Annotated in this window: 23 protein-coding genes; 18 read left to right on the top strand and 5 right to left on the bottom strand. The window is 64.6% G+C overall.

What is annotated here, in order from left to right; genetic code table 11:
* Positions 1–24: 24 nt before the first annotated feature.
* On the bottom strand, positions 25–1,599 hold the full coding sequence (locus ACO06X_RS08960; protein ID WP_421839575.1) for an aromatic ring-hydroxylating oxygenase subunit alpha: 1,575 nt from the start codon (positions 1,597–1,599) through the stop codon (positions 25–27).
* A 32-nt stretch (positions 1,600–1,631) separates the two neighbouring features.
* A complete protein-coding gene (locus tag ACO06X_RS08955; protein ID WP_421839574.1) occupies positions 1,632–2,921 on the bottom strand; it encodes a spinster family MFS transporter in 1,290 nt (429 codons plus the stop codon).
* Positions 2,922–3,105: 184 nt separating this feature from the next.
* Between ACO06X_RS08955 and ACO06X_RS08950 the strand changes: the two genes are divergently transcribed.
* The 5 genes from ACO06X_RS08950 to ACO06X_RS08930 all read left to right on the top strand — a co-directional run bounded on the left by ACO06X_RS08950 (position 3,106) and on the right by ACO06X_RS08930 (position 8,209).
* The gene (locus ACO06X_RS08950; protein ID WP_421839573.1) at positions 3,106–3,495 is read left to right on the top strand and encodes a Zn-ribbon domain-containing OB-fold protein; all 390 of its coding nucleotides are present in this window, start codon (positions 3,106–3,108) and stop codon (positions 3,493–3,495) included.
* Positions 3,492–4,640, top strand: coding sequence for a thiolase family protein (locus ACO06X_RS08945; RefSeq protein WP_421839572.1), 1,149 nt, complete (start codon positions 3,492–3,494; stop codon positions 4,638–4,640). Before ACO06X_RS08950 ends, ACO06X_RS08945 begins: the two co-directional genes overlap by 4 nt.
* Before the next feature lie 3 nt (positions 4,641–4,643).
* On the top strand, positions 4,644–5,414 hold the full coding sequence (locus ACO06X_RS08940) for an SDR family NAD(P)-dependent oxidoreductase (RefSeq protein ID WP_421839571.1): 771 nt from the start codon (positions 4,644–4,646) through the stop codon (positions 5,412–5,414).
* A 68-nt stretch (positions 5,415–5,482) separates the two neighbouring features.
* Complete coding sequence (locus ACO06X_RS08935; protein ID WP_421839570.1) at positions 5,483–6,415, top strand: SDR family oxidoreductase; 933 nt, start codon at positions 5,483–5,485, stop codon at positions 6,413–6,415.
* Between the two features lie 189 nt (positions 6,416–6,604).
* The gene (locus tag ACO06X_RS08930) at positions 6,605–8,209 is read left to right on the top strand and encodes a S10 family peptidase (protein ID WP_421839569.1); all 1,605 of its coding nucleotides are present in this window, start codon (positions 6,605–6,607) and stop codon (positions 8,207–8,209) included.
* Here the strand turns inward: ACO06X_RS08930 and ACO06X_RS08925 are convergent.
* The 3 genes from ACO06X_RS08925 to ACO06X_RS08915 all read right to left on the bottom strand — a co-directional run bounded on the left by ACO06X_RS08925 (position 8,206) and on the right by ACO06X_RS08915 (position 10,342).
* Positions 8,206–9,000, bottom strand: a complete 795-nt coding sequence (locus ACO06X_RS08925) for a sugar phosphate isomerase/epimerase family protein (protein WP_421839568.1) — start codon at positions 8,998–9,000, stop codon at positions 8,206–8,208. The genes ACO06X_RS08930 and ACO06X_RS08925 overlap by 4 nt on opposite strands.
* The gene (locus ACO06X_RS08920) at positions 9,000–9,740 is read right to left on the bottom strand and encodes a glucose 1-dehydrogenase (RefSeq protein ID WP_421839567.1); all 741 of its coding nucleotides are present in this window, start codon (positions 9,738–9,740) and stop codon (positions 9,000–9,002) included. Before ACO06X_RS08920 ends, ACO06X_RS08925 begins: the two co-directional genes overlap by 1 nt.
* 137 nt (positions 9,741–9,877) lie before the next feature.
* The gene (locus ACO06X_RS08915; protein ID WP_421839566.1) at positions 9,878–10,342 is read right to left on the bottom strand and encodes a nuclear transport factor 2 family protein; all 465 of its coding nucleotides are present in this window, start codon (positions 10,340–10,342) and stop codon (positions 9,878–9,880) included.
* Positions 10,343–10,431: 89 nt separating this feature from the next.
* Here ACO06X_RS08915 and ACO06X_RS08910 point away from each other — a divergent pair, with 89 nt between their 5' ends.
* The 13 genes from ACO06X_RS08910 (at position 10,432) to ACO06X_RS08850 (ending at position 24,767) form a co-directional block, all read left to right on the top strand.
* On the top strand, positions 10,432–11,202 hold the full coding sequence (locus ACO06X_RS08910) for an SDR family oxidoreductase (RefSeq protein ID WP_421839565.1): 771 nt from the start codon (positions 10,432–10,434) through the stop codon (positions 11,200–11,202).
* 27 nt (positions 11,203–11,229) lie between these two features.
* On the top strand, positions 11,230–12,519 hold the full coding sequence (locus ACO06X_RS08905) for an aromatic ring-hydroxylating oxygenase subunit alpha (protein ID WP_421839564.1): 1,290 nt from the start codon (positions 11,230–11,232) through the stop codon (positions 12,517–12,519).
* Positions 12,516–13,289, top strand: a complete 774-nt coding sequence (locus ACO06X_RS08900; protein ID WP_421839563.1) for an SDR family NAD(P)-dependent oxidoreductase — start codon at positions 12,516–12,518, stop codon at positions 13,287–13,289. The genes ACO06X_RS08905 and ACO06X_RS08900 overlap by 4 nt, the downstream gene beginning before the upstream one ends.
* A 1-nt stretch (position 13,290) precedes the next feature.
* Positions 13,291–14,907, top strand: coding sequence for an FAD-dependent oxidoreductase (locus ACO06X_RS08895; protein ID WP_421839562.1), 1,617 nt, complete (start codon positions 13,291–13,293; stop codon positions 14,905–14,907).
* 16 nt (positions 14,908–14,923) lie between these two features.
* A complete protein-coding gene (locus ACO06X_RS08890; protein ID WP_421839561.1) occupies positions 14,924–15,871 on the top strand; it encodes an SDR family oxidoreductase in 948 nt (315 codons plus the stop codon).
* Between the two features lie 95 nt (positions 15,872–15,966).
* Complete coding sequence (locus ACO06X_RS08885) at positions 15,967–16,965, top strand: NADP-dependent oxidoreductase (protein WP_421839560.1); 999 nt, start codon at positions 15,967–15,969, stop codon at positions 16,963–16,965.
* 20 nt (positions 16,966–16,985) lie between these two features.
* Entirely contained in the window at positions 16,986–17,666 is a 681-nt protein-coding gene (locus ACO06X_RS08880) for an SDR family NAD(P)-dependent oxidoreductase (RefSeq protein WP_421839559.1), read from the top strand.
* 261 nt (positions 17,667–17,927) lie between these two features.
* Positions 17,928–20,426: a TonB-dependent receptor gene (locus tag ACO06X_RS08875; protein ID WP_421839558.1), complete on the top strand. Its 2,499-nt coding sequence runs from the start codon at positions 17,928–17,930 to the stop codon at positions 20,424–20,426.
* 36 nt (positions 20,427–20,462) lie between these two features.
* Complete coding sequence (locus tag ACO06X_RS08870; RefSeq protein WP_421839557.1) at positions 20,463–21,842, top strand: aromatic ring-hydroxylating oxygenase subunit alpha; 1,380 nt, start codon at positions 20,463–20,465, stop codon at positions 21,840–21,842.
* Between the two features lie 2 nt (positions 21,843–21,844).
* Entirely contained in the window at positions 21,845–22,360 is a 516-nt protein-coding gene (locus ACO06X_RS08865; RefSeq protein ID WP_421839556.1) for a nuclear transport factor 2 family protein, read from the top strand.
* Positions 22,357–22,866, top strand: coding sequence for a nuclear transport factor 2 family protein (locus ACO06X_RS08860; protein ID WP_421839555.1), 510 nt, complete (start codon positions 22,357–22,359; stop codon positions 22,864–22,866). The genes ACO06X_RS08865 and ACO06X_RS08860 overlap by 4 nt, the downstream gene beginning before the upstream one ends.
* A 4-nt stretch (positions 22,867–22,870) precedes the next feature.
* Positions 22,871–23,395 carry a nuclear transport factor 2 family protein gene (locus ACO06X_RS08855; RefSeq protein WP_421839554.1) on the top strand — a complete coding sequence of 175 codons (525 nt, stop codon included), beginning with the start codon at positions 22,871–22,873 and terminating at the stop codon, positions 23,393–23,395.
* 16 nt (positions 23,396–23,411) lie between these two features.
* Positions 23,412–24,767 carry an aromatic ring-hydroxylating oxygenase subunit alpha gene (locus ACO06X_RS08850; RefSeq protein WP_421839553.1) on the top strand — a complete coding sequence of 452 codons (1,356 nt, stop codon included), beginning with the start codon at positions 23,412–23,414 and terminating at the stop codon, positions 24,765–24,767.
* Positions 24,768–24,771 lie beyond the last annotated feature (4 nt).

Raw genomic sequence — 24,771 nt, 5'->3', positions numbered from 1 at the left:
AGAGGAGACCCCGTTTTGTCCGATTTATCGGCTCTTGGGCGGAATTTCGCTGTCGAGCCAGAGATTGAGCTTGTTGTGGAAATCGCGGATCTTGCTTTCCTGATAGCTCGCGAAAATCACCTCGCCCTTGGGATGATTGTGCAGGCCCTTCTGCACCGCAGCATGGTTGAGCCCGTCCTGGTTGAAGATCTTGTTGAGGTAGCTGCCGAACTCGGTGGCCTTGGTGTAGTCGTCCTCCAGATCGAGGAAGGTGCATTTGGCGGGCGCCGGTCGCTCGGCGCCTTCGGGCACCTGCACCATGTACATCACCTCGTGCAGCGACTGCTCGGGATTGTCGCCGTCCGGCCGGAAGCGGTAAAAGATCGGGTTGAAATCTGCCCAGGGGTGGAGGTTGGGGAAGACCGAATAGAAGATCGCGTCGATCATGTCGGCATCGCTGAACTGGTCGATCGCATCGCCCCATTGCGGGCGCATCAGCTCGCGCCGGTCGCGCGCGGCATCGGCGCGGAAGTCCTCGGTCGAGGCCGAGGCGAAGCGGGTGGGCATGTTTTCGTCACCCGGCGCGATCTTGCCGCCGATCCAGTTGCACATGTGCGCGTCGGCGCTGACGACTTCGCCGTCGACGTGAGCGCCGGTCATGTCGAACAGGCCGGTCTTGCCATCCGGGCGGGTCACCTCGACGCGGTTTTCCTCGATGCGGCGGTAGACGTGGCCGCTGAGGGGATGGCGGAAGCTGGTGAACGCTTGGCCCTCGGGGAAGGCGGATGGATCGGGCGCATCGAGATCGGTGTGCGCGCTCGGCGGGCCCGAGGCAGACATGGCGCGCGAGATATTGGGCCACACATCGTACTTCGAGCCGGTATCGAGGAACATCGGCAGCAGTTCCGGGTGCGTGCCGACGACATGGTAGGATTCCATGAAGGCTTCCTGCGCCACCTTCCAGTTGCACGGCAGGCGCTTGACCATGTGCGCGGCCTTGTAGCGGCGCTTGAACGGCAGCGAGAAGTGGCGGTCGATATCGCCGAGGAAATCGGCGAGCGGTTCGGCATTCGGGTCCGGATTGATGAACACGAAGCCGCCCCAGTGGCCGACCGAGATGGCAGGGAGCGAGTATTCCTCTTCGGTGACCGAGGGGAAATCCCAGTGGCTGGGCACTTCCTTGAGCTGGCCATCGAGATGCCACGACCAGCCGTGGAACGGGCAGCGCAGGACCTTGAGGCCCTTTTTGTGCGCCTCACACAATTGCCGGCCGCGGTGGAGGCAGGCGTTGGGGAAGGCCTTGACCGCGCCCGGGCCATCACCGGGGGCATTGCGCACGATGATGAAGGATAGCCCGGCGATCTCGTAGACATAGGTATCGCCGACATTGGGGATGTCGTCCTCATGGCAGGCCATCTGCCACACGCGCTTCCACAGCCGCTCGACTTCGCGCTCGTGCTCTTCCTTCGTCCAGTAGCGGTGCGTGGGGACCTTGGTCACGCCGCCGGGATAGGGCGAATCTTCCAGGTAGACGGCTGGCGGCGGAACGGTGTCCGCCTTGATCACATCGTTGTAGGTCACGCCGGCGGTGCGGTCGTGTCCGGTCTTGGTTTCAACCATTTGTCCGCTCTCCCTTGGACTTGGGCGTCAGTCTACGCTTGCGGGGAGTCGGGGCCATTGATCATTTTGAGGGGACCCCGCGCAATGCCGCCAGCGGCGATGAGATAGAACAGCACGGCAGGGATGGCGAAGGCCGTGCTCACGCCGATCACCGCCCAGGTCAGTGCCTTGGTGCCGAACATGGGGGTGAGGCTGGTGCTGGCAAAGCCGACGAGGAAGAGGCCGAGCGCTTGTCCGATGAGGTTGTTGAAGATCATCGCGACCGCCATCGCCATCGCGCGCTCATCCGGGCGCACGGCGAGCTGGATCAGCGAGACGGTGGGTGCCTGGGCGACGAGGAACACGAGATAGCCGCACGAGAACAGGCCGAGGAAGGCCCAGAACTGCGTGCTCATGAGCGCCGCGAGGTAGAACGGCAGGCAGCCCAGCGTGGCGATCGCCGGTAGCCATGCGCGCCAGCGGGCATCGCGCCGCACCAGCCAGTCGGTCAGGTAGCCGCCCAGCACCGGGCCGGGAATGCCGCCCAGCACGAAAGCAAGGCCAAGATAGAACCCGACATCGGCGGTGGAGACCGGAAACCCCCGCAGCATGATCGCGGCGAGCCAGGTGGCGAAGACATAGCCCGTCACGATCATGCAGCCAAAGGCGAGCGAGGCGGCAAGGAACACGCGGTTGGCAAGGAGTTCGCGCACTCCGGTGGACCACGCGGCCAGCCCCTCGGCAAGGCTGACCTTGGGCGGGATCGGGCGACCGCCGGGCTCCTTGACCGTGAAGAAGACGAACAGCGCGAACAGGATGCCGGGGATGCCGAGCAGCATGAAGGTCATCCGCCAGCCGACCGCATGAGCCAGCACGCCGCCGAGGATCAGCCCCGCCGCTGTGCCAAGCGTGGGGCCGAGGAAATAGATACCCATCGCGCGGCCAAGCTCATGGCCTTTGAAGGTCTGCGTGAGGAGCGAGGTGCCGGCGGGGCCGCTGCCCGATTCGCCGATGCCCACGCCCATCCGCGCGAGGAAGAAGGTCCAGAAGCCGGTAGCGGCGCCGCACAGCGCGGTCATCAGGCTCCACGAGGCGATCGACACCGCGATGATCAGCGGCCGGCTCATCCGGTCCGCCAGCCAGGCGATGGGGAGCCCGCAGACGACGTAGAGCACAGTGAAGGCGAAGCCGGTGATCAGGCCGATTTGCGTGTCCGTCAGCGTGAAGGCATGCTTGATGTCTTCGAGCATGATCGAAAGGATCAGCCGGTCGGCGATGTTGAGCATGCCGCCGAAGGTGATCACGGCGAGCACGAAATGGCGGTAGTGGCGATGCTCTCCCAAGACGCCCGCTCCTTCTTTGCAACAGGGCTAGGCATTCGCGGGGCCGGGGGCGACTAACACAAAGGGGGAGGGGCGTAGGGGCTGCCTACCATTTTCAATGATCGTCGGTCCCGGGATTTGGTGCCACGATACTCGCAACAACGGGACCTTGTGACAATCGGTCCGATCCTGCGGGAAAGGTTTTATGACGCAGCTTGAGCCCATTGCGGAAAACTTGTGGACCAACGAGGCGGAACCGGCGCTGATCGGCGGGCGGCTGCCTTCGGGCAAGATCGTGTTTCCCTATCCCAGCGGCGATGCGGCGGAGGGCGTCGAGCCCTGGCGCCTTTCGCGCAAGGGCACGCTCTGGTCGTGGACCCGGCAGGATTTCCAGCCCAAGGAACCCTTCGAGGGCCCGGAGCCCTTCCAGCCCTACCTCCTCGGCTATGTCGAACTGCCCGGCGAGGTGATCGTCGAGACCCGCATCGTCGATTGCGTGCTCGAGGATCTGAAGCTCGGCATGCCGATGGAATTCGTGGTCGCGCCGTTTGACGCGACCCGTTCGACTTATGCGTTTCGTCCGGAGAAAGCGTGATGGAAGACGTCTATATCATCGGGGCGGGCATCCACCCCTTCGGCCGCACTGATGGTCGTTCGGGCCGCGATCAGGGCGTGTTTGCCGTGCGGCAAGCCATGGCCGATGCCGGGATCGACTGGACAGACGTGGGCTGCGCCTATGGCGGTTCGGCGGCGGCGGGCAGCGCGGACATCATGGTCAATGAACTGGGCCTCACCGGCCTGCCCTTCATCAACGTGGCCAACGGCTGCGCAACGGGCGGCTCCGCGCTGGCTTCGGCGCGCAACGCGATTGCGGCGGGCGAGTTCGACGTGGCGCTGGCGGTCGGCTTCGACAAGCACCCCCGCGGCGCGTTCAATGCCAAGCCGCGCGATTATGGCCTGCCCGAATGGTACGGCCAGACCGGCATGATGCTGACGACCCAGTTCTTCGCGCTGAAGATCCAGCGCTACATGCAGCTCTACGGGATCAGCCGCGAGACGCTGGGTCGCGTGGCCGAAAAGGCGTTCCGCAACGGCGTCCATGCCGATCACGCCTGGCGCCGTTCGCCGGTCGATCTGGAGACGATCCTTAACTCGCCGATGGTGAATGACCCGCTGACCAAATACATGTTCTGCGCGCCCGCAGAAGGCGCGGTGGCGCTGATCCTCGCGAGCGGCAAGAAGGTGCGCGAACTGGGCGCCGATGCGGTGAAGATTGCCAGCGTGGCCGTCCGCACGCGCCCACCGGGTTCGTTCGAGGTGTTTGCGCCCTCGGTCGATATCGAGAACGGCGGCAAGCCCACGATCCTCGCGTCCAAGGCGGCGTTCGAGCAGGCGGGCATCGGGCCGGAGGACATTTCGGTCGCCCAGCTGCAGGATACCGAATCCGGCGCCGAGATCATGCACATGGCCGAGAACGGCTTCTGCAAGGATGGCGATCAGGAGCAGTGGCTGCGTGAGGGCCGCACCGAGGTGACCGGCACCCTGCCGGTCAACACCGACGGCGGCTGCCTGGCCTGCGGTGAACCCATCGGCGCTTCGGGCCTGCGTCAGGTCTATGAAAACACCGTGCAGCTTCGCGGACGCGGCGGCGGGCGGCAGGTGCCGAACAATCCCAAGGCCGCCTACAGCCATGTCTATGGCGCACCCGGCCTGTCCGGCGTCTGCATCCTGGAGCGCTGACGCATGGGGAAAATGACCGGCAAGGTCGCCCTGATTTCGGGCGGCGCGGAAGGCATTGGCGGCACGGTTGCGGCGCTGTTCGTGGCCGAGGGCGGCAGCGTGATGCTGGGCGACCTGCAGCTCGACAAGGCCAAGGCCCATGCCGCGACGCTCGGCCCCAATGCCGATGCGGTGCAGCTGGACGTGCGTGATCTGGCGCAGTGGGAAGCGGCCGTGGCGGCAACCTTGGCGCGCTTCGGCAAGCTGACGACGCTGTGCAACATCGCAGGGATTTCCGAGCCGGGGAACACTGTCGATGTCGATCTCGACAGCTGGCACCGGCATATCGATATCAACCTCACGGGCAGCTTCTACGGCTGCCGTGCCGCGCTCCCGGCGCTGGCGGCATCCGATGAACCTGCCACTATCGTCAACATCGGCTCGATGCTCGCGCACCGCGCGGCTGGCGGCATGGCGGCCTATTGCGCGTCCAAGGCGGGGGTGACGCACCTTACGAAGACCGTGGCGCTCGATTGCGCCGAGCGGGGGTTGAAGATACGCGCCAACACCGTGCATCCCGGTGCGATCCGCACGCCGATGTACAACCGCTATCTCAACGCCGGCGGTGCGACCCCTGAGCAGATCGAGGCCGTGATGGCCTCCGCGCACCCGATGGGCCGCGTGGGCGAGCCTGATGAAGTGGCCCGCGCGATCCTGTTCCTGTCCTGCGAGGATTCGAGTTTCACCAGCGGGACCGACCTCAATGTCGACGGGGCCAGCGCGATCCGCAGCTAGGTCCAGAAATTCCGGCTGCACCGGGCCAGAGAGCCGGGCAGCTTCTACCCAAAGAGGAGAGATGCGAAATGGCTCTGGTATCCGTCGTGGGCGCAACCGGCCGGCAGGGGCTGGCACAAGTGCGTCAGCTTGTCGCCGCAGGTCATCAGGTCCGCGCACTTTCGCGCAACGAGAAGCCCGATCTCGGGCCGACCAACGCCGATATCGAGACGCGGGTGATCGATCTCTATGACCGGTCGACCTACACCAAGGCGCTCGAGGGTTCGGACGCGGTGTTCTACAACCACCCGCTGCAGCTGCGCGATTCGCGCGCCGAACTCGCCGGCTGGATCGGCGAGGCGGCCAAGGAAGTCGATGCCAAGCGCTTCGTGTGGAACACCTCGAGCTGGATCCCGGACAAGCCCGGCGATGCCTTCACTTATGCCGGCAACACGGCGGGCATCAATGCGCTTTTCCGCTCTGGCGTGCCGGCCACAGTGTTCGGCTCGGTGCTGTTCATGGACAACCTGCTGACCAACTGGGCGCGGCCCTTCATCATGCACGAGCGCCGCTACGTCTATCCGCACAAGCCGACGCTGGGTGCGAACTGGATCAGCCTCGATGATGTGGCCAAGATCATGATCCACGCGATGGACCGGCCGGACATGGAAGGTACCTGGATGAACATCGGCGGGCCGGAGCGCCTGCTGCCGCCGCAGGTCGCGCAGATCCTTTCGGACCACTTCGGCTACACGGTGAAGTACGATCCCTGCACCCCTGAGGAGTTCGGCGACCTGCTGGTGGCCGCGCTGGGGGATTCAATGGCGGAAGCGGAGCGCAAACCCTTCTCGGCAGGGATCGCGGCCTTCTACAACTACAACAACAACGCGCCGACCAAGCCCTTCGAGGTGAATACCGAAGCGATGATGGAGCGCCTGCCGGGCGTAGAGCTCGAAACGCTGGCCCAGTGGGTGGCGCGGCAGGACTGGTCAGACACGGCGCACCGGCCATCGGCGGGGTAGTTCCGCACCACTCCCAAACCCGCTCGCCCTGAGCTTGTCGAAGGGTGCTGGCGCGGCCGCCGCGGATGATGCTTCGACAAGCTCAGCATGAGCGGGTTTGGGGTGGGATATTCCGGTGTAGAGGCTGGACAAGAAACCGGCGCGGTGCGACCACCTGCGCCGGTTTTTTGTTTGCGAATGAGGCGTTTCATGCGGTTGCTGGGGATTTCTGCGCTGGCTTTGGCATTGGGTCTGAGCACGGCGGCACTGGCGGCGGAAAAGCCGGCGGATGCGGCCAAGCCTGCCGAGGCGGCGAAGGCCGCGCCTTCTGCATTGTTTGAGCCGGACGAAGTGTCGAGCGAAGGGTCCGTCACCGTTCACGGTGCGCGGATCGACTACAAGGCGGTGGCAGGCACGCTCGTGGTCCATGCCAAGGGCTGGGACGATGCGGCAAAGCCCAAGGCCGAAGCGGTTGGGGACGAGGCACCCGCCGAAGCCTCGATGTTCTACACCGCCTATTTCAAGAAGGGCGCTCCCGCTGCGGATCGCCCGCTCCTCTTCGTGTTCAACGGCGGGCCGGGTTCCTCCACCGTATGGCTCCACATGGGCGCCTTCGGCCCGCGCCGGGTGGTGACGGCGGACGGCAGCCATACGCCGCCTGCGCCCTACCGCGCGGTCGACAACGGCGAGAGCCCGCTCGATGTGGCGGACCTTGTCTTCATTGATGCGCCGGGGGCGGGGTTCAGCCGGATCGCCGGCAAGGACAAGGAGAAGGCGTTCTACGGCATCGATCAGGACGTTTACGCCTTTGCCGAGTTCATCAAGCAGTTCCTGGCCAAGTACCAGCGCTGGAATTCCCCGCGCTACCTTTTCGGTGAAAGCTACGGCACGCCGCGCGCGGTGGCGCTGGCGGCGCGGTTGCAGAATGCGGATTCGGTCGATCTCAACGGGATCATGCTGCTTTCGACGACGCTGGCGTTCGATTTCTGGGCAGATGCGCCGCAGTGGAACCCCGGCAACGACCTGCCCTATATCGTGACCTTGCCGACGTACGCTGCAACCGCCTGGTACCATAACCGCGTTCCCGGCGGCCGCCCCGCCGCGCTCGAACCGTTCCTTGCCGAGGCCGAGCGTTTTGCGACCGGAGACTATGCTGCTGCTCTGATCGAGGGGAACGACCTTCCGGCGACGCGCAAGCAGGAGATTGCCGAGAAGCTGGCGCGCTACACCGGCCTTACCCCGGCCTACATCCTGCGCTCCAATCTCAGGGTCAATCTCGGTCAGTTCAACCGCAATCTGATGGACGAGACCGGGCAGACCGTGGGCCGGCTCGACACACGCTTCGCCGGGCCGAGTCTCGATGTGCTCAGCAAGGAAGCGGACTACGATCCGCAGTCCACCGCGATCAGTTCAGCCTATGTCTCGGCCTTCAACGATTATGCGCGCGGCACGCTGCGCTTCGGCGCGGGCAAGGCGTTCAAGCTGTTTGCCAACGTGGGCGAATGGGACCTCAAGCACACCCCGCCGGGCGCCGGATACGCGGTGGAAGGCGCAGCGAACGTGCTCCCCGATCTGGCCTTCGCCCTGAAGACCAACCCATCGCTGCGGGTGCTGGTGCTGGGCGGCTATTACGACACCGCAACGCCTTACTTCGAAGGCCGCTTCCAGATGCGGCACTTGCCCGTTCCGGAGAGCCTGCGCGCGAACATTTCGTACAAGTATTACCCGTCAGGCCACATGGTTTATGCGCACGAGGATTCGCTGAAGGCGCTGCACGATGATGTGGCAGCGTTTGTGAAGGGGCGCGGGAACTAGCCGGCTTTGGCGGCTAGCCAGCGCCGGGTTGCCTCTGCCACTGCCTTGGCCCGATCGAAAGGATCGGGGCAGGCTTCGCGCAGGGCCTTGGAGCGCAGTTCGATGCTGAGCGGGATGCCGGATGGGAATGCCTGGTACATCGCGGCCAGCGGGAGCGCGCCTTCTCCGCATTGCTGCCTGAGGTCGATGGCATCGGTGATGATCGCGCCGAAGTCTGCCGGATCGGGGCGCTGGGCGGGTGCGTCGCAGAACTGGGCGTAGGGCAGGAGTTCGCGCGGAATTTTCGCGAGATCGGCGACCGGGCTTTGCGAGCGGTCGACGTGGATCGGATCGATAAGGAGTGCGCGCAGGGGGTGTGCGACCATATCCAGCACGCTGAGGGCCATCGCGAGCGTCTTCACTTCCGTGAAGATCCCGAATTCCAGCGCTACACGCATGCCGGAGCTCTCGGCATGGACGCAAAGCTCGTGGAGGCGCGCGGCGGTTTGCGCCATGTCGGGATCGGAGGATACGCACAGCACGTTCTGCGCGCCCAATTCCGCGCCGACATCGATGACCTTCTTGTGGAGCGCCATGTCGCTGCCGGGCTGGATCCAGATCACCTCGACGTCGAGCAGCGGGAGGCCCGTGTCCGCCAATGCGGAGCGGGCCTCGCGCGTCTTTGTATAACTCCAATCACCGGGCTCGACCCAGAGGCCTGTCATGTCGAAACCGCCCGCAGCCGCGGCGCGGATCGTATCGACGGGGCCGAATTCGGGTACGATGCCCGAGGCGAAGGAGATAGGGTTCATCAGATCGAGCTTCCCCCGTCGATGCGGAATTCGGCGCCGGTGGTGAAGGTGGATTCATCGGAAGCGAGGTAGACCGCGATGGCGGCGATCTCCTCGGGCGTGCCGATGCGGCCGATCGGGTGAACGGCGACCCAACCGGCGTAGACTTCCTCCGGATTGGGCACTTGCGCCAGCACCTTGTCGAGGATCGGGGTGCGGATCACGCCGGGGTGGATCGAGTTGCAGCGAATGCCGTAGCCGCTCTTGCCGCAGTGCGCGGCGACGGATTTGGTCATGATGGCGACTGCCGCTTTTGCACCGTTGTAGGCCACAAGGTCAGCGGTCGCCTTGATCCCGGCGAGCGAGGACATGTTGATGATCGAGCCGCCTGTCTGCTTCATCTTGGCGACGGCATACTTGCAGCCGAGGAACACGCCGACGACGTCGATCTCGAATTCGTGGCGGAACTGTTCGAGCGTGACCTGCTCGATATTGCCGGCGGTGGTTATGCCGGCGTTGTTGATCACGCAGTCCAGCGCCTGGATGCCGTCGACAGCCGCGGCCCAGTCGGCTTCCTGCGTCACGTCGAGGTGGATGTAGCGCGCGTTTGCGCCGAGCTGCGCGGCGAGCGCTTCGCCGCCAGCGTCATCGATATCGGCGATCACGACGGAAGCGCCTTCAGCGACGAAGCGCGCGGCCATGGCGGCGCCGAGGCCTGAGGAGCCACCGGTGATGAGGGCGGTCTTGCCGTTCAGTCGCATAGTTTCATCCTCTTTTCAAAAACCTGATCAAACCCCAAACCGCTCATGCTGAGCCTGTCGAAGCATCATGCCCGACCGTCGCGTCAGCACCCTTCGACAGGCTCAGGGTGAGCGGGGCTGGGAATCGGTGGGGGTTTTCACACATTCGCCGGCTCGACCCGTTCCCAATCGTGGTATGCCTGCCGCGCCACGATGATCCAGCGCCCGCCGCGCTTTTCCATGCGGTCGCAGTAGCGGCCTGCGACGATCCAGTCGGTGGCCTTGCCGTGGGTCGGCACGGGGGTGCCTTCCATGTGGCCGGCCTCGATGAAGTGGTAGGCGACGAAGTTGGCTTCGGTCTCCACGCTCAGGCCATCGGGCGCGAAGGTGAAGTGGACGTTGCCGATGGTGTGGTGCGTCGCGGGGATCGTGCCCAGCACGGCACTGGCAAAACCGATAAACTCGTCCGGCGATCCGATGAAGGTGGAGTGGCGATGGACATGGTCATCAGCGAAGCACGAGCGGACCAGAGCCCAGTCTTTCCGGTCGATTCCCTTGCAATAGCGGTGCAGCAGATCGCGCACTTCCTCGCGTGCCAGCAGTTCCTCTGTCGTCACTGGCACGGCCTCGCCCCTCTCTTTTGCTAGTAACGTCTGCCTAGCATCCGGGGTGAATTGGTGGGAACTTGCATAATTGAGAGGAACGCAGCGTTATGGGCAGGCTAGCTGGAAAAGTTGCGATCATCACGGGCGCGGCCAAGGGCCTCGGCGAGGCAGACGCGCGCATGTTCGTGCGCGAAGGCGCGCGGGTGATCCTGACCGATGTGGACCGCGAGAATGGCGAGCGCGTCGCGGCCGAGATCGGCGAGATGGCCGAGTTCCGCTACCTCGACGTGCGCCACGATGCCGAATGGAAGGCGCTGGTCGATGATGTCGTGGCGCGGCACGGCAAGCTCGATGTGCTGGTGAACAATGCCGGCGTGGTCGAACTCGGCGATATCGAGACGCAGACCGAGAAGGACTACCGTTTCATCATGGCGGTGAGCGCGGACGGCACCTGGTTCGGCTGCCAGCACGCGGTGCGCGTGATGAAGGAGACGGGTGGCGGCTCGATCATCAACATGGCCTCGATCGCATCGGTCCAGGGCGAAAGCGCAGTGGCGGCGTATTGCGCAGCAAAGGGCGCGGTAGAGGGGCTGACGCGGGCGGTGGCAGTGCATTGTGCGCGCCAAGGCTACAACATCCGCTGCAATTCAATCCACCCGGCGGGCATCCTGACGCCGATGGTGATCGAAGTAGGCCGTCAGGCGGCGCTCATGCGCGGGGCGGAAGAAGCGCTCAATGGCGGACCGATCACCAAGCTCGGCGAGCCCGACGACATCGCCTACACGGTGGTGTTTCTCGCCTCGGACGAAAGCAAGTTCATCAATGGCGCGGCGATCCGCGTGGATGACGCGAAATCGGTGATCGCGGGCAACGCCTGATATCGCCTCAGGAAGGGAGTTCTGGCCATGATGGATCAGCAGACGGTCGATACGATCAAGCGGCTGATGGAATGGGAAGGGGCGCGTGACCGCCCGCCCGAAGGCTTCCCGCATCTGCCGGACCTGCCCGCCGGGCGCTACACGAGCCAGGAGTATTACGATCTCGAGCAGCAGTACATCTGGAAGAAGAGCTGGCTGTTTGCCGCGCATCTCGATGAAGTGCCCGAACCGGGCTGCTTCATGCAGTGGGACAATGCCGGTCAGCCGCTGATCATCGTCCACGGCATGGATGGCGTAGTCCGCGCGTTCTACAACACCTGCCGCCATCGCGGCGCGCCGGTGGTGACCGAGCAGCGCGGGCGCAGCCCACGGCTGATGTGTGGCTATCACAACTGGACGTACAAGACCGACGGCGAACTCGTCGGCGTCCCCGAAGCGCAGGACTTCACCGGCCTCGACAAGTCCTGCCGCAGCCTGATTTCGGTGCGCTGCGAGATGTATGGCAAGCTGATCTTCGTCAACCTCGATGACCAGGCCATGTCCCTGCGCGACTGGATGGGGCCGATCTGGGACGAATGGGAGGAGTTCGCGTTCGACAAGGTGAAGCTCGCCGCGCGCCAGTCGTTCGATCTCAAGTGCAACTGGAAGGTGGCGATGGAGGCCAACATGGAGGTGTACCATGTGCCCTTCATCCATCCCGGCACAGTGGCGCCGCTGGTCGATCACAAGCGCAACGTCAACACGATGTACCGCAATGGCCACGCGCGGATGATCGCGCCCGCGCCGAGAAACACCGACCGCGAACATGTGCGCGCGATCGATAACCCGCCGGAATGGCAGTCGATCGAGACGGTGGGCGAACTCGGGCGCACCACCACACAGAGCTACACGATGTTCCCCAACTGGGTCTCGCCGCTCTCCAACTTTTTCATTCCGCCGCTGATCTTTTGGCCGGCTTCGCTGAATACTACCCGGCTCGAACTCATCACCATGGCGCTCGACTGGGGTGATGGCCCGGTGCCAGACCTCTGGACCGTCCCCGACGGGATGGGCGGGCGTCAACTGAGCCCAATCATCGAGGAAGACACCCAGTTTGGTGAGGCGATCCAGAAGTCGATGGAAAGCGACGGCTTCAAGTCCGTGCCGCTGAGCTATCAGGAAGCGCGCATCTACAGCTTCCACCAGACCTGCGACAAGATGATCGGGCTGGATCGGGTGCCGCCGCAACTCGCGGTGGAGCAGGTCATTGGTCAGGAATGGGTCTGGCCGAATGATCCTCGGGTGGCGCAGATGGAACGGCAGGTCGAAACAGCATGAGCATTCTGGACGGGTTTCGCATCGACGGGCAAATTGCGGTCGTCACCGGCGCAGGCAAGGGCATCGGGCGGGCGATTGCCATTGCGCTGGCAGAGGCCGGTGCGGATGTCGCGCTCGGCGCGCGGACCGCGGCAGATATCGAGGCGGTAGCGGACGAAATCCGCGCGCGCGGGCGGCGGGCGCTGGCCGTACCGACCGATGCCACCAGCATGGCCGCGCTCGAAAACCTTGCCGCGCGGGCGGCGGAGGAGCTGGGGCCGGTCAGCATCTGGGTGAGCAATGCTGGCGGCATCCCCGATGGCAATCCGCGCTATCTCACCAAGACCACCGAGGCGAGCTGGGACGCGCAGGTCGATCTCAACCTCAAGGCCGTGTGGATGGGCGCCGTGGTCGCGGCCAAGGCCATGGGCGAAGCGGGCGGGGTGATCCTCAACACCTCCTCACGCGCCGCGTTCGGGCCGCAAGTGAAGAACGGTCCCTATGCGGCGGCCAAGGCCGGGGTGAACAGCCTGACGCAGACGCTTTCGCGCGAATTGGCGCCGAAGATCCGTGTCAACGCCGTCGCGCCCGGGCCGATCCCGACCGAGAACTTCAACGACTGCATGCGCACCGACGACGAAGCCAAGCGCGAGGCGCTGCGCGAAATGATCGGCATCCCGCTGCAGCGTTTCGGGCGCGAGGAGGATATCGCGGCGGCGGCGCTCTATTTCGTTTCGCCCGCTTCAGGCTGGGTGACGGGGCAGTGCCTCTATGTCGCCGGGGGGCTGTGAGGTGAGCGAACAGACCGACGTCCTGATTATCGGCGCGGGCGCGGCGGGCATGGCAGCCGCGCTTTCGGCGCATGCGGCGGGCGCCGAGGTTGTGCTCGTCGAAAAGGGCGAGCGGCTGGGCGGCACGGCGGCGGTTTCGGGCGGGATCATCTGGGCAGCGAACAACCCCCGGATGCAGGCCGCCGGAGTGGCCGACAGCGAGGCGGACGCGCTCGCCTATTTCGGCAGCCTCGATCACGGCGAGATGGAGCCCGAAGTGCTCGGCGCCTTCGTGCGCGAGGCGCCGGGCGCGCTGGCCTTTCTGGAAGAAGCGGGTGCGCTCGCGGTCAGCATTCTTCCGGGCTATCCGGACTATTACCTCGACCGGCCCGGCGCGAAACCGGAAGGCGGCCGCGCGCTGGATAACGAGCTGTTCGATTTCACGACGCTGGGGCCTTGGGCCGAGAAGGTATTCAGCGACGGCGTGATCCAGCGGATGATGCTGCGCGAAACGCCGCTGGGCGGCAGCAGCGGCTATGTCGATCCGGCGGAGCTCAAGCGCCGCGCGGACGCGGACTTGCGCGGGTTCGGGCAGGCGATGGTCGGGCGATTGCTCGCAGCGTGCCTGGCGCGCGGGATCGAGCCGCAGCTGGGTATGAAGGCTGACCGGCTGATCGTGGAAGAGGGCCGGGTGGTCGGCGTGGCGTTTGCGGGCGGGCGCAGCATACGTGCGGCACGCGGGGTCATTCTGGCGACTGGCGGGTTCGAGTGGAACGAGGCGCTGAAGAAGACGTTTCTGCGCGGGCCGCTCGATATGCCTGCCTCCCCGCCGGGGAACACCGGCGACGGGCTGAAGCTGGCGATGTCGGTCGGCGCGGGGCTGGGCAACATGACGAGCGCGTGGTGGGTGCCGACGCTTTCGATCGGCGGCGCACACTGGGCGGGCGGGGAGCAGCGGGCGAGCCCGGTGCTGATCGAGCGGACCCTGCCGCACAGCCTGCTGGTCAACCGGGCGGGCAAGCGGTTTTGCAACGAGGCGATCAATTATTCCTCGCTTGCGGGGGCCTTCCACCTCTTCGATCCCGCGACCTACGATTATCCCAACAATCCGGCATGGCTCGTGTTCGATGCACAGTACCGCGCGCGCTATCCGATCGGGCCGGTGATGCCCTTCGATGCGCTGCCGGACTGGGTTTTTGCGGCGGATACGCTGGAAGAGCTGGCAGCGAAGATCGACGTCGATGCTGCAGCCATGCTGCAAACCGTCGAGCGCTTCAACGCGCATGCTGCCAACGCTCAAGACCCCGATTTCGGGCGCGGCGTGAGCACATACGATCATTTCTATGGAGACCGTTCGCGGCCCGGTGCGGCGGCAACGCTGGGGCCACTCAGCCAAGGGCCGTTCCATGCGGTGCAGCTCAAGCTTGGCGCGCTTGGCACCAATGGCGGGGCGCGGACCAATGCGGCGGCGCAAGTGCTGGATGTGGAGGGCGAGCCGATTCCGGGGCTTTATGGCGCAGGCAATGTGATCGCTTGCCCGACGGGTAGTGTTTATGCGGGCGCGGGCGGCACCTTGGGGCCGGCGCTGACTTTCGGCTGCATCGCGGGCCGCACGGCCGCGCGGCTTGCCAACCAATAAGGAAGGATTTTCGAACATGCGCATTCTGGTGCTGGGCGCGACGGGCGACCAGGGGCATCCGCTGCTGACCCGGCTGCAGGCGGCGGGGATGACCCCGGTGGCGGCGCTGCGCAATCCGGCCGCGCTTGCAGGGACCGAGTTCGCCGATGTCGAAACCGTGGCGGCGGATATCTACGATGAGGCTTCGATGATCGCAGCGGCGAGGGGCATGGACGCGATCGCTGCGCATCTGCCCTTCGTGTTCGACCGCGATCTTGCGTGCAAGATGGGCGCGAACATCGCCGCGGCGGGGCGCGCGAATGGCGTGAAACGCATTGTCTTCCACACCAGCTGCCACATCGCGGACGAGGATATCGGCAGCCCGGCGATGGACGGACGGCGCGATATCATCGCGGCAATTGCGGGCAGCGGCTGTGAATGGGCGATCATCGAATCGCGCGTGTTCATGGACAACATGATCCGCAGCTGGAACAAGCCCGGCATCGTGGGCAAGGGCGTGTTCGCCTATCCGGCCAAGCCCGATCTCAAGATCTCGTGGATCTGCCTTGATGATGTGGCGGCCTTCATGGTCGAGGCGCTGGCCAATCCCGATCTGCCGAGCGGGCGCTACCGCGTCGGCGGGCCGGAGGCGCTGGTGGGCGATCAAGTGGCAGCGATCCTGAGCGAGGTTTCTGGCAAGCACATCGTGTTCAAGAGCCTGACGCCGGATGACTTCGCTTCGGCCATGAGCCTGCTGGTGACAGGTTCGCCGGACGTGAAGCCGGCCTCGATCTATGACGGGATGGCGCAGTTTTACCGGTGGTATAACGCGCAGCCGCAGTCGCCGCTGGTGGTGACGCCTGAGGAGATGGCGAAGCATTTCCAGCACAAGCCGGCGAGTCTGGCGCGGTGGGCGGCGCGGCAGGACTGGAACGATCCGCGTGATCCGGCGCTCGCCACGCGTATGGCCGGGATGTCGCGCTAGATCCTGCCCTTTGGGGCTCATCCAATTCGGTAGGTCCGGATGCGCGGCGGTGCCGCTAGTCTCATTTCCGAAACAACGCTTCTGGGAGATTCCGCGTGACTGAAACCCGCCAATGGCTGCTAAATGGACACCCGCGCGGCCGCCCCATCAACGATGACGACCTCAAGCTGGTGACGACCTCGCTGCCCGAACCGGGGCCGGGCCAGATGCTGCTGAAGACGCACTACCTCGGCTTCGATCCGGCGCAGAAGGGCTGGATGGAGAACATTGCGGACTACGTCGCGCCAATGGCGATTGGCGATGTGATGCGCGGCTCGGGCATCGTCGAGGTCGTCGCAAGCAACGGCGGCAAGTTCCCGGTGGGCACCACGCTCGCGGGCTCGATCAACTGGAGCGAGTACCTTATTCATGATGGCGAGGGCCTCATCCCGTGCATGCCCGATCTGCCGCCGACGGCGATGCTCTCGATCCTCGGCACCACGGGCGTGACGGCCTATTGCGGCCTGTTCAAGGTGGGCGAGCCGGTCGCTGGCGACGTGGTGGTCGTCTCGGGCGCGGCGGGTGCTACCGGTTCGATTGTCGGCCAGCTGGCAAAGATCGCGGGCTGCACCGTGATCGGCATCGCGGGCGGGCCGGAGAAGTGCGAATGGCTCGTCAAGGAAGCGGGCTATGACCACGCCATCGACTACAAGGCCGGGCCGATCCGGGCGCAACTGAAGGAACTGGCGCCGAACGGGATCAACGTGATCTTCGACAATGTCGGCGGCAAGATCCTCAACGACATGCTGGCCTGCATCGCGACCAATGCACGCGTGGTGATCTGCGGCGGCATCAGCCGCTATGAAACGGGCAACCTGCCGGCCGGGCCGGAGAACTATTTCAACCTCGTGTTCCGCCGGGCGCGGATGCAGGGCTTCATCGTGCTCGATTGGGCCAGCGAATTCCCGGACATCCGCCGCCGCCTGGTGAAGTGGGTGAATGAAGGCCGTCTGGCCTACCGCGAGGACGTGCAGAACGGCTTCGAGAATGCACCTGCCACCTTGCAGCGGTTGTTCTCTGGTTCGAACAAGGGCAAGCAGCTGCTCAAGCTGTAAAACTGTAAGGAGAGAACGCCATGGCAACCGTCGCGATTACCGGGGCCGCGCGCGGCATCGGACTTGAGCTTGCTGCGCAGCATGTTGCAGCAGGCGACACCGTGATCGCGCTGCCGCGCAAGGCCAGTGCGGCGCTGGAGGCGCTTGCGGCGTCCTCGGGCGGGAAGCTCACGATCCATCCTTGCGACGTGGCGAGCGATGCTTCGGTGCGCGCGGCAGCGGCATCGAGCGGGGACGGCGCGATCGACGTTCTCTATAACGTTGCGGGCGTGACCGGGCCCATGGCCAATGAGCTGGAAGGCGCGGACTGGGATGCGTGGAACGAGGCATTCGCAATCATGGTGCAGGGGCCGCTGCGCGTATTGCAGGCGTTCCTGCCGCGGCTTGGCGAAGGCAGCCGGGTGATCAACGTGACCAGCCAGCTGGGCGCTTCGTCGTGGGCGATGGGTGGCATGTATGCCTATGCTTCTGCCAAGGCGGCGCTCAACAGGCTCATGGCTTCGGTGGCCATCGATCTCAAGGGCAAGGGAATCGTGATCGGGCTGGTCCACCCCGGCTGGGTGCAGACCGACATGGGCGGTCCGCATGCGCAGATCACACCCACCGAAAGCGCGGCAGGGCTGCGCAAGCTGGGCGCGGAATGGACGCTCGCCGATACCGGCGCGTTCCGCAAATGGAACGGCGAGCCGCACGAGTGGTAAGCGCGGCCAGAGACCACTGACAGGCAGTTGAACACGAAAAGCCGGCCCCGCCAAAGGGCCGGCTTTTCTGCTGGGGAAGCCCCGCGCGGCACCGGGGCGGCAGGGGGGTTTTGCGATCCGGCACAGCTGCCGGTTTCCCTATCAAAAGTACTGAAAAGCCGCATAAACAGTTGAGCCGCCGGGCGGGATTGGTACCCTCGCTACAGTTCGCCGACCCGCGCAAGAATCCGGGCGGCGGCATAAGCAAGCGGGAGAGGTGAAATGCGCCAGACTGATTCGGTGCGACAGGAATTTCTTGCGGGCACGGCGCGCGTCGCCGTTCTTGCGATGCTCGTGCCCGGCGCGCTGCTGGCGGCAAGCCCCGCGCTGGCCGCCGCTGAAGCGGCCGCACCGCCGCAGTCCGGTGCCACGGCTGAAACACCCGCCGCGAGCGGTGTCGAGGACATCATCGTCACCGCCCGTCGCCGTTCGGAAAGCGTGCAGAGCATTCCGGTTTCGGTGCAGGCGATCAGCGCCGCAACCGTGCAGGCGCGCGATCTCACCAGCCTTGAGAAGATTGCTGCGGCCACGCCGCAGTTCACCGTTGCGCGCGCCTCGAACGGCGCCGGCGCGCAGCTGACCATGCGCGGCATCGGTTCGAACGCCACCTCGATCGGCATCGAGCAGTCGGTCGCGATCGTGGTCGACAGTGTCTATTACGGCCAGGGCCGCGTCATCAACGAGGGCTTCTTCGATCTCGCCCGTGTCGAGATTCTGAAAGGACCCCAGGCGCTGTTCTATGGCAAGAACGCGACCGCCGGCGTGATCAGCCTGACCACCGCCGATCCGGGCAAGGACCGCGAGATCCTGGCGCGCGTCGGCTATGAAGTGAATGCCCGCCAGCTTTATGGCGAGCTGATCTACTCGACGCCGCTGAGCGAAGCGCTTGGCCTGCGCCTTGCCGTGCGCGGTTCGAAGATGTTCGGCGGGTACTACCGCAATGCTGCAGGCTCGCAGGCCTACAACACGTTCGACGTGGCGACTGGCACGGTCAATCCGCATACCGCTGCGGCGGCAGCGGCGGACCAGCCGCAGGAGCGCGAACTGATCGGCCGTGCCACCCTGAAGTATGACGGCGGCAGCGGCCTTACCGCGACGCTCAAGGCATCGGGTTCGTGGAACGACACGATCGGCAACGGCTGGAACTATTCGGCGGTGCGCTGCCCGACCGGTGCGACGGCGCTGAACCCGGCTTACAAGTGCGATGGTGGCTTCAAGCTCTACCAGAACAACTTCCCCGTCGATATCGCGCAGGCGACGCCTTATGGCCGCAGCAACGGCGATCTCTACAACACCTACAAGTCGTGGCAGATGACCGGCACGGTCAACTACGACATGAACAACGTCACGCTGAACTCGGTCACCAACTACAACTGGAACAACAACAAGTTCGGCTGCGACTGCGACTTCCTCGGCGGCGGCGTGTGGGCGACGGAGAACGCCAGTTATCACGCCTTCAGCCAGGAACTGCGGGCGCTGACGAAGTTCGATTCGCCGGTCAACCTGATGATCGGCGGGCTCTACCAGAAGACCAAGCGCACGTTCTTCCAGGCGGTGCTCTTCGCCAATATCGAAAACTCGAAGGCGCCGACCGGCATGCGCTATGTCGCTTATTCCAAGGATTCGGCAACCGACGGCGAGACCCTTTCGGCCTATGGCCAGGCGATCTGGAAGATCCTGCCCACGCTCGAGGCGACGGCGGGTGTGCGCTACACGCACGAGACCAAAAACAGCGTCTTCACCCAGCCTTACGTCAATCCCGCGCTGACCGGCATTTTCCGGCCGCAGAGCGCGGCGACCAACGGCACCTTGACCGGGGACCAGACGTTCGAGGACTGGTCGCCGGACGTGACGATTAGCTGGAAGCCCAGTTCGGACGTGATGGTCTATGGTGCGTACAAGACTGCCTACAAATCGGGCGGTTTCTCGAACAGCGCGATCAACTCCGCGCTGGTGACGAACAATCCTTCTGCTGACCTTGCGTTCAACCCCGAACGCGGCCGCGGCTTCGAGGCAGGCATCAAGACCACGCTGTTCGACCGCCAGCTGCGTGCGAACCTGACGCTGTACAACTACAAGTACACCAACCTGCAGATCGACTTCTTCAACTCGCAGGTCTTCGCCTATGTGACCTACAACGCGGGTGCGGCGCGTTCGAAGGGTGTCGAGCTGGAGCTGGAATATGCGCCGCGCGGGGTTCCCGGTCTCTCGCTCCACGGCACGCTGAACTACAACCGGGCGCGCTACATCGATTTCATCGCACCTTGCTGGTCTGGGCAGAGCATTGCGGCGGGCTGCTCGCTGCGCGTGGCCGGCATCGAGCGGCAGGATCTGAGCGGCACGCCGACTTCGGCCGCACCGGAATGGACCGCGACGGCGGGCGTTTACTATGAAACCGACATCGGATCGAGCCTGAAGATCGGCGGCAATATCGATACGCGCAGCTCGAGCTCGTACCTCGGATCGAGCTTTGGCGATCCCTATACCCGGCAGGACGGCTATGCCGTGCTCGATGCGGGTATCAGGATCGGCGCGCAGAATGATCGCTGGCAGTTTGCCGTGATCGGCAAGAACCTGACCAACAAGTTCTACTTCATCGGCGGCGGCACCGCACCGCTGACGGGCGCGGGAACCGGCACCAACAATGCCACGCTGGGCGATATCATCGGCTATGGTTCGATGCCGCGCACGGTGCGGCTGCAGGCCACCTTCCGGTACTGACCGGAACAGGGAGGGGCATGAAGGAGTTTTTCGGGCATGAACCTTGAAACCAGTCTGCCTCTCCCTGCGGAGCCCGGCGCGGCACGCTGCCCCGGGCCGAGCACGCGCGACATCATCCTCGCCGATGGGCAGGATGTGCCGCCCGCGTTGATAGCCGAGGCCTATGCCTTCGCCGGCGATGCCGACATCGATTACGACCGCTATACCTCGCCCGATTTCATGGCGCGCGAGTTCACCCATCTGTGGGCGCGCACCTGGCAATGGGCCGCGCGCGAGGAGCATGTTCCCGAGGCGGGCGATTACATCACCTACGATATCGGGCCGTGGTCGATCCTGATCGTGCGCGGTGATGACGGGGAAATCCGCGCCTATCGCAACGTGTGCCTGCACCGCGGCACACAGCTCAAGCGGTCCGACACCAGCGGCAATGCGGTGGAGATCCGCTGTCCGTTCCACGGCTGGCGCTGGTCCTTGGAGGGGGAACTTTCGCACCTGCCGTGCCGGTGGGATTTCCCGCATGTGAAGGACGAGGAATTCCAGCTGCCGCAAGTGCGGATGGAGACCTGGGGCGGGTTCATTTTCATCAACCTCGATGACAATGCGCGTCCGCTCAAGGAGCAACTGGGGCCGCTTGCCGAGCACTTTTCGGGCCGCTGGGACCTCTCCGACCGGCGAATTTCGCTGCACTTGCAGAAGGAATTGCCGACCAACTGGAAGGCCGCGCAGGAGGCGTTTCTCGAGGCCTACCACGTCTATGAAACGCACGCGCAAGCACTGCCGACGGCGGCGGATGCCAATGCGCAATATGACCTGTTCAGCGATCACGTGACACGGTTTGTGCACACCATCGGCGTGGCGAGCCCGCATTATACCGGCACGCAGACCGAGGCCGAACTGTTCGACAAGCTGCGAGTAGGCGGAGGCCCGCTTCCGGAAGGCCGAACGGCGCGCTCTTATGCTGCACAATTGCTGCGCGAACAGATGTCCGAGGCTCTGGGCGTGCCGCTCGATCAGTATTCGGACAGCGAGATGCTCGATTCCATCGAATATCACCTGTTCCCGAATATGTGCCTGTTTCCCGGCGTCTCGCTGCCGATGATCTACCGGTTCCGGCCGATCGGGAACGACCCCTCGCGCTCGCTGTTCGATCTGATGTTCCTGAAGCTGGTGCCGCCGGGCACGCCGGTGGAGCATCCGCCCGAGCCGGTGCGGCTGACGGTCGAGCAATCCTATGCCGAGGCGCCGGGGATGAACCCGGGGCTGGGCGGGGTCTATGATCAGGATACCGACAATCTGGCGCTGCAATACCAAGGCTTTCTGGGTTCGGCCAAGCGCGGGCAGACGCTGGGGAACTATCAGGAGGCGCGAATTCGACAGTTCCACCAGACGATCGATCACTATCTAACAAGGGACTGATGATGGACCCGATCGATCGATTGATATCCTGGCAGGCCATTTATGACCTGAGCTGCGACTACATGCGCGCGCAGGACCGGCTTGATCCGGCGCTGCATATCGCGGTGTTTCACGAAGATGCGACGACCGACTACGGCGCCGGCTGGCAGGGCGATGCGCCCGGGTTTGTCGAATTTGCGCAGCGGGTGCTGACGCCGCAAAAGGCCAATCACCACATGATCGGGCAAGTGCGCATCGATTTCGAGAGCGCTGACATGGCCTTCGGCGAGGTCTATTTTCAGGCGCACCACCGGATTGCTGCGGAAGGCGGCGAGCGGGACATGTTCGTCGCAGGGCGCTATGTCGATCGCTACGAGCGGCGCGAAGGTGTGTGGAAGATCGCGCACCGCAGCGAACTCGTCGACTGGGTGCGCGATGAGCCGGCGGCTGATCTGCCGGGGGGTGAGACGATGTTTCCGTGGGGTGCGAGAGCGCCGAACGATCTCAGTTGCCGCCGCGAGGAGATGAGCCTGCGATGAGCAAGGTTTGCCCCGAAGAGCTGGCCGACAAGGTGGCGATCATGGATGTGCTCAGCCGCTATGCGCGCGGGATCGACCGCTGCGATCTGGCGGTGCTGCGCGAGGTCTGGTGGCCGGAAGCCGTGGCCGATTACGGGACCGGAGAGGTCAATGCACTGGCGTGGTCGGACGGCGTGGTGCCCGCGCTTGCTGCAATGCGCCGGACGCAGCATTTTCTGGGCAACATGCTGATCGATATCGACGGCGCGCATGCCACAGCAGAGACCTATTGCCGCGCGTGGCATGAGGTCGATTCCCCCGATGGCCCTTACGAGATGGAAGTCGGCGGCCGCTACCTCGACCGGCTCGAGCGGCGCGGCGACGACTGGCGGCTGCTGCACCGGCGCTATGTGCTCGACTGGAGCCGCAATGGGCCATCGACCGCGCAGTGGGATGGGCCGCTCTATGGCGCGCTCACGCGGCACGGGAAGCGCCTGCCAGACGATCCCCTCTATACCGGAGACTGAACATATGGCCGCTGACCTTGATCCGCGCGTTGCGCTGCTGCTCGACAAGATGGCCTGCACCGAGCTCGTCCACCGCCTCGCACGCGGGATCGACCGCTGCGATGCCGATCTGGTGCGCGCGGTGTTCCACCCCGATGCAACTGATGACCACGGGATGTACAAGGGCACGGCCGAAGCTTTCGTGCCGTGGGTGATGGACGTGCTCGCCGGCATGCGCCGCACGCAGCATGTGATCGGCAATGTGCTGATCGAGGTGGAAGGCGACAGGGCGCAGGGCGAGGCCTATTTCATCGCGCACCATCATGTTCCGGGCGCAGAGGGGGACAATTTCATGGTTGCCGCCGGGCGCTATCTCGACCGGTTCGAGCGCCGCGAGGGCGAATGGCGCATTTCGCATCGCCATGCGGTCTATGACTGGAGTACAGTCGCCCCATCGACCGACATGTGGGACCGCGGGGCCATGCCGGACTACGCCTTTGGCGCACGCAGCCACGCCGATCCATCCTACAATCACTTTGCCGGTGCCTGATAAAGGAGACCATGTCATGACGACTGAGACAACGACTTCGGCCGAACTCGCCCGTGCCCGCGCCACTTCGCTGGCCGATATCTCGCCGCTTGCCGATCCGCCGCTCGGCAATGCGCCGATCACGCCGGACCGCTACTTCTCCAAGGAATGGGCCGACCGCGAATGGGAGAAGGTCTGGACCAAGACCTGGCAGATCGCCGGTACGCAGGCACAGATCCCCAATGCGGGCGACTGGCTGACCGCCGATTTCGGCCCAGAAACCATCGTCTGCGTGCGCGGTGATGATGGCGCGGTGCGCGCGTTCTACAACGTGTGCCAGCACCGCGCGATGCCGGTGGTCACGGGCGAGCAGGGCCATTCCAAGCGGCTCGTGTGCCCCTATCACGGCTGGACCTATGACCTCACCGGCAAGCTCAAGGTCGTGCCCGACGAGGCTGATTTCGTGCAGGGCTCGCCCTGCGGCAAGCTCAATCTCGTCGAGGTGAAGTGCGAGACCTGGGCCGGCTTCGTGTGGATCAACATGGACAAGGACGCCGCCCCGCTGCGCCAGTTCATGGGGCCGATCGCCGATCAGATCGATACCTATCCGATGGACGCGATGGTGCGCACGCACTGGGTGACGATCGAGGGCAACTTCAACTGGAAGCTGGTGCAGGACAACTTCAACGAGAGCTATCACGTGCCCTTCGTCCACCCGCAGACGAAGTTCGTGATGGAATATGGCTACAACCACTGCCAGTTCGATCTCTATCCCGAAGGCCATGCGCGCATGTTCATGCCGGGCGCGGGGCCGACGAAACAGCTGCGCGGCGGCGAGGCCGAGACGCTCGAAATGCTGCGCGAGGAGCTGGTGTTCTGGGATCTCGATCCCGAACAGTTCCGCGGCGGCAAGACGGGCGAGATCCGCAAGGCGCTCCAGCAGGCCAAGCGCGAAAAGGGCGCATCGAAGGGCTTCGACTTTTCGACCTATCACGATGACCAGCTGACCGACCACTGGCACTACACGATCTTCCCGAACCTCTCGTTCAGCCTCAAGCCCGATGGCAACATCTGGCTGCGCGCGCGGCCGCACGAGACTGATCCCGAGAAGTGCTACTTCGACATGTGGTACATGACGCTCTTCCCCGCCGGGACGACGCGCTACTACTCACAGTCGATGTCCGAATGGGTCGACGTTTCGGTGCCTGCGCCGCACGTGCAGGGCAAGTGGGGCGATGTTTCCGCCGGGCCCGGCATCGATCAGGACGTTTCGGTATGGGAAGCCCAGCAGCGCGGCCTGCATTCGCGCGGGTACAAGCGCGATTATCTCGCCTGGCAGGAGCGCCGGGTGCGGTATTTCCATGAGAATCTGGAAAAGTGGATGGCGGATTGATGCG

It is taken from the genome of Novosphingobium sp., assembly GCF_965229225.1.
Taxonomy (GTDB): domain Bacteria; phylum Pseudomonadota; class Alphaproteobacteria; order Sphingomonadales; family Sphingomonadaceae; genus Novosphingobium.
This window is presented reverse-complemented; position numbering and strand designations above follow the sequence as displayed.

Excerpts from the sequence above, each read along its gene's own strand:
- ACO06X_RS08960 (WP_421839575.1), bottom strand. The coding sequence starts at position 1,599 with ATGGTTGAAACCAAGACCGGACACGACCGCACCGCCGGCGTGACCTAC.
- ACO06X_RS08950 (WP_421839573.1), top strand. The coding sequence starts at position 3,106 with ATGACGCAGCTTGAGCCCATTGCGGAAAACTTGTGGACCAACGAGGCG.
- ACO06X_RS08940 (WP_421839571.1), top strand. The coding sequence starts at position 4,644 with ATGGGGAAAATGACCGGCAAGGTCGCCCTGATTTCGGGCGGCGCGGAA.
- ACO06X_RS08935 (WP_421839570.1), top strand. The coding sequence starts at position 5,483 with ATGGCTCTGGTATCCGTCGTGGGCGCAACCGGCCGGCAGGGGCTGGCA.
- ACO06X_RS08930 (WP_421839569.1), top strand. The coding sequence starts at position 6,605 with ATGCGGTTGCTGGGGATTTCTGCGCTGGCTTTGGCATTGGGTCTGAGC.
- ACO06X_RS08925 (WP_421839568.1), bottom strand. The coding sequence starts at position 9,000 with ATGAACCCTATCTCCTTCGCCTCGGGCATCGTACCCGAATTCGGCCCC.
- ACO06X_RS08920 (WP_421839567.1), bottom strand. The coding sequence starts at position 9,740 with ATGCGACTGAACGGCAAGACCGCCCTCATCACCGGTGGCTCCTCAGGC.
- ACO06X_RS08910 (WP_421839565.1), top strand. The coding sequence starts at position 10,432 with ATGGGCAGGCTAGCTGGAAAAGTTGCGATCATCACGGGCGCGGCCAAG.
- ACO06X_RS08905 (WP_421839564.1), top strand. The coding sequence starts at position 11,230 with ATGATGGATCAGCAGACGGTCGATACGATCAAGCGGCTGATGGAATGG.
- ACO06X_RS08900 (WP_421839563.1), top strand. The coding sequence starts at position 12,516 with ATGAGCATTCTGGACGGGTTTCGCATCGACGGGCAAATTGCGGTCGTC.
- ACO06X_RS08890 (WP_421839561.1), top strand. The coding sequence starts at position 14,924 with ATGCGCATTCTGGTGCTGGGCGCGACGGGCGACCAGGGGCATCCGCTG.
- ACO06X_RS08880 (WP_421839559.1), top strand. The coding sequence starts at position 16,986 with ATGGCAACCGTCGCGATTACCGGGGCCGCGCGCGGCATCGGACTTGAG.
- ACO06X_RS08875 (WP_421839558.1), top strand. The coding sequence starts at position 17,928 with ATGCGCCAGACTGATTCGGTGCGACAGGAATTTCTTGCGGGCACGGCG.
- ACO06X_RS08870 (WP_421839557.1), top strand. The coding sequence starts at position 20,463 with ATGAACCTTGAAACCAGTCTGCCTCTCCCTGCGGAGCCCGGCGCGGCA.
- ACO06X_RS08865 (WP_421839556.1), top strand. The coding sequence starts at position 21,845 with ATGGACCCGATCGATCGATTGATATCCTGGCAGGCCATTTATGACCTG.
- ACO06X_RS08860 (WP_421839555.1), top strand. The coding sequence starts at position 22,357 with ATGAGCAAGGTTTGCCCCGAAGAGCTGGCCGACAAGGTGGCGATCATG.
- ACO06X_RS08855 (WP_421839554.1), top strand. The coding sequence starts at position 22,871 with ATGGCCGCTGACCTTGATCCGCGCGTTGCGCTGCTGCTCGACAAGATG.
- ACO06X_RS08850 (WP_421839553.1), top strand. The coding sequence starts at position 23,412 with ATGACGACTGAGACAACGACTTCGGCCGAACTCGCCCGTGCCCGCGCC.